The sequence below is a fragment of the Aquiflexum sp. genome (genome assembly GCF_977115555.1).
In genome coordinates, this window is sequence record NZ_CDSBKL010000411.1 from 1 (window position 1) to 3,499 (window position 3,499).

The 3,499-nt window shown below is 38.5% G+C and carries 4 protein-coding genes; 3 read left to right on the forward strand and 1 reads right to left on the reverse strand.

The window, feature by feature from the left end; all coding sequences use genetic code 11:
* Window positions 1–147 precede the first annotated feature (147 nt).
* Window positions 148–1,107: a sugar phosphate isomerase/epimerase family protein gene (locus ACZFYI_RS17515; protein ID WP_462525417.1), complete on the reverse strand. Its 960-nt coding sequence runs from the start codon at window positions 1,105–1,107 to the stop codon at window positions 148–150.
* A 195-nt stretch (window positions 1,108–1,302) separates the two neighbouring features.
* Here ACZFYI_RS17515 and ACZFYI_RS17520 point away from each other — a divergent pair, with 195 nt between their 5' ends.
* From ACZFYI_RS17520 to ACZFYI_RS17530, 3 genes are all read left to right on the forward strand, one after another.
* On the forward strand, window positions 1,303–2,169 hold the full coding sequence (locus ACZFYI_RS17520; protein WP_462525418.1) for an alpha/beta hydrolase: 867 nt from the start codon (window positions 1,303–1,305) through the stop codon (window positions 2,167–2,169).
* A 193-nt stretch (window positions 2,170–2,362) separates the two neighbouring features.
* Window positions 2,363–2,554: a hypothetical protein gene (locus ACZFYI_RS17525; protein ID WP_462525419.1), complete on the forward strand. Its 192-nt coding sequence runs from the start codon at window positions 2,363–2,365 to the stop codon at window positions 2,552–2,554.
* Window positions 2,555–2,730: 176 nt separating this feature from the next.
* The gene (locus tag ACZFYI_RS17530; protein WP_462525420.1) at window positions 2,731–3,183 is read left to right on the forward strand and encodes a hypothetical protein; all 453 of its coding nucleotides are present in this window, start codon (window positions 2,731–2,733) and stop codon (window positions 3,181–3,183) included.
* Window positions 3,184–3,499: the final 316 nt, after the last annotated feature.

The following is a 3,499-nucleotide window of genomic DNA, read 5'->3' on the forward strand; positions in this document are numbered from 1 at the left end:
GGAGGCTTTAGAATGTGGGAATATATTCCCGAGGATTAATGTTGAATTTTTGAATTAGCAATCAAAATAAAAGCACAAATTAAGTATCTGAATTTTTTAAGAATTGCTATTTAGAATAAGCACCTGTGGACTGATTTCTGCGGACGGTTACTCTAAACTTACAGTTGCAAGGGCTTTCTTGATTGCTTCCCTATTTAATTTTAAAGCTTCCTCATTTTCCATCTCATTCAAGACTTGGTTGAAAGGCTCTGTCCGGACAGGTCCTTCATAGCCGATATCGATGATTCCCTGCAGAAAATCCTTGGTATTGATCACACCGGTAGCCATGGGCAGTTCTCTTTTTCCATCCCATTGGGTCTCTCTTGTCAATCCCATCCTTGCGTCATTTAGGTCTACCACCACCACATCCTCAGGCTTCAAAGTTCTGATATCTTCTATGGTATCATCGGCGCAATACCAATGAAAAGTATCCAAGACAAATCCCACATTACTTTCGCCGATTTCACCGATCAGTTCTTTGCCTTCTTTCATGCTTCCTATAAAAGGATACCGGCTTTGGGTCATCATCGTTCTCGGCCCAAGATATTCCAAGCCAAATCGGATTCCATGGTCTTTCATCACTTTGGCACATTCTCCGAGTCGGTATGCATGTTGCTTCATATTTTCATTATAAGTCAGCTCACTATGGGAAGAAATGATCCAGGTATTCATTCGGGTTGCACCTTGTTTTTCCATTGTTTGACAGAATTTCCTCAAGCCTTTGAAGTCTTCGTTGAATCTGGTGTTGTCATGGCGGAATTCCACAGGAACATTGGTTGAGTCATAGGAAATTCCTTTTTCTTTCATTTTGGCAAGAATCTCATTCAACTGTCCATCGGAATATTTTTCCATCACTTCTTGGGTGAAAGGACTTATGGCTTCATATTGATATTGGATAGCATAATCCAATGTCTGTGCAAAGTTGGCCTTGACACCGATTGTTCCGGGATTAAGGGCAATTTTGAATTTTCTAACAGCATCTTGGCGAGCCATCAAAGCTGAAAAAGGGGTGCTGACAAAGGCCGCTGAAGCCAAGGCAGTGGAAAGTATAAATTCTCTTCTTTGCATGACAATGAATTTTTGAAACAAGATAAGCTATTCGTCGAAAGTTCAAAAGCAGAAATTGACCATAGGATTCCTGCAGGTACCGAAAACAGCGTAACAGTTTGTGGCAAAAATTTATTTTGGTAGTTTGGAGATACAATGTCCAATGAACAGATAAGTCGTACATTGATTTTCTCTTAAACAATAACCCATTATCCTATGAACAGAATCCTGATTATTTCGCTGGTTTTCCTTTACTTCTGTATTCCTTCATTTGCTCAGGAAAGCAAAGTTTTTGATGAATTGACTATGAACAGCAAAATCCTAAACATGGAGAGGAAATATGCCGTGTACCTTCCTCCGGGGTATGAAACTTCCCAGCGCTCGTACCCTGTACTTTACCTGCTGCACGGTGGCGGGGATGATCAGACTGGATGGGTACAGTTTGGGGAAGTGCAGCTCATTACTGACAAAGCCATCCAAGAAGGAAAAGCAACTGCCATGATCATCGTCATGCCGGATGCGAATACCGGAAAAAGGGGCTATTTCAATGATGTCAACAATGAATGGAGGTATGAAGATTTCTTTTTTGAAGAATTGATGCCGGAAGTAGAAAAAAAATACAGAATCAAATCTGAGAAAAGGTATAGAGCCATTGCAGGATTGTCCATGGGAGGCGGAGGGACATTTTTCTACGCCATGCACAGGCCTGAGCTTTTTTCTTCTGCATGTCCCCTAAGTGCCTCAGTGAGAAATGCCACTTTTGAAGACTTCAAGCAAGGTTTACAGAACAATAAGGTGGAGGTAAAAAATGAATCTACCCTGCAAGCCTACTTTGAAAGGCATAATGCCCTTCAGCAGATTGAACTCAATGATCTTGAAAAAATGAAGTCTGTCAAATGGTACTTTGACTGTGGCGATGATGATTTTCTATATGAAGGAAACAGTCTCATACATATCGCAATGAAGAAAAAGGAAATTCCTCATGAATTCCGAATCAGGGATGGTGCCCATAATTGGACCTATTGGAGAACTTCTTTGCCAGAGGTGTTAGGATTTGTTTCTGAAACATTCCATCAGAAGTGAGTTGGAAGGAAGAGGAAAAGAAATAAGATGGATGATTTATCATTTAATTGGAAAACCGTAGGTCTGACAAAAATGTACGGAATAGTGTTCAATTTCAATACAAAGTAATTGACAAAAACTGCATAGGGCGACAGAGATGAGCATTTTCCTGATTGGTACAGGTATTGCAGGATTTAAGAAAAACTCGAATTACATGGTAAGCTTTCTCCTTTGGTGCATTCTTTTTATTCTTTGTTGGCCCATTGCCATTATTGCCTTGATCCTCTATCCTATTGTTTGGCTTATTCTATTGCCATTTAGGTTATTGGGATTTGCGATCGACCTTTCTTTCTCCTTTGTCAGAAATTTATTTATGCTTCCCTTTACTTTGGTGGGAAAAAGGTAAGCCTCAAGAAAGTATTTAAATTGAAGGGCTTATTTTGAAAATCCCGTCATAATCATCCTTTTTGGATCAAATAATTAATGAGTGGATTTTTTCACAAAAATAATACTTGGAGAAAAAAAGATTCTAAAGAAGAGCTAAATTCCTTTTTCTCCCTTTTTTCAATTTAATTTGCACCCATGAATTCAACGACCAAAACTGCATTATTGGCCAAAGCCCAAGAAATGCTAAGAGATCAGATTAAAGATATCCAACGTCAGCTTACCGAATTGCAGGAATCTTCAGAGGTGGAAGAGAAAAGTTCCGCCGGGGATAAATTTGAAACCCATCAGGAAATGTTGCATCAGACTAGGGACATTTTAGAAAAAAGGCTCTCTTCTTCAAGGGTGATGTTGGCCCAATTGAATGCTGTTCCTGTCAAAGCGATGGAAAAAGTAGATGAAGGTGCTTTGGTACAAGTTCCGATGGGAAATATTTGGGTCTCTATTCCGATGGGAAAAGTGGTTTTGGACGGTGTCGATTACCAGTTGGTGTCGAGGGATTCACCTCTGATTTTAGCACTATGGGATTTGAAAAAAGGACAAAGTGCCGACTTCCGAGGAAAGCAGATTGAAGTTAAGGATTTGGTATAGAATCCGGTTTTAATATTTTCAATAACAAAATACACAGTTTATACCGCCGTTCAGGGTTTTGAACGGCGGTTTTGTTTTTAATGAATCTTTAATTTTTCAAAGGATATTACAGTTTGAAAATTATTTCAAGACAGGAATGAAAGTTCAAATTTCTTTCAAGAATTGACCAGAATAATCGTTTCCTTACACCAATCTTCGTTTCTACTTTTTATTATCATTTCTTTGTTTTTATTATAATATTCTATTTATTACTTCAAATCACCCGATTTAAAGTATTTCTTTTATGTATATATAAAATACATAGAATTTTATATCA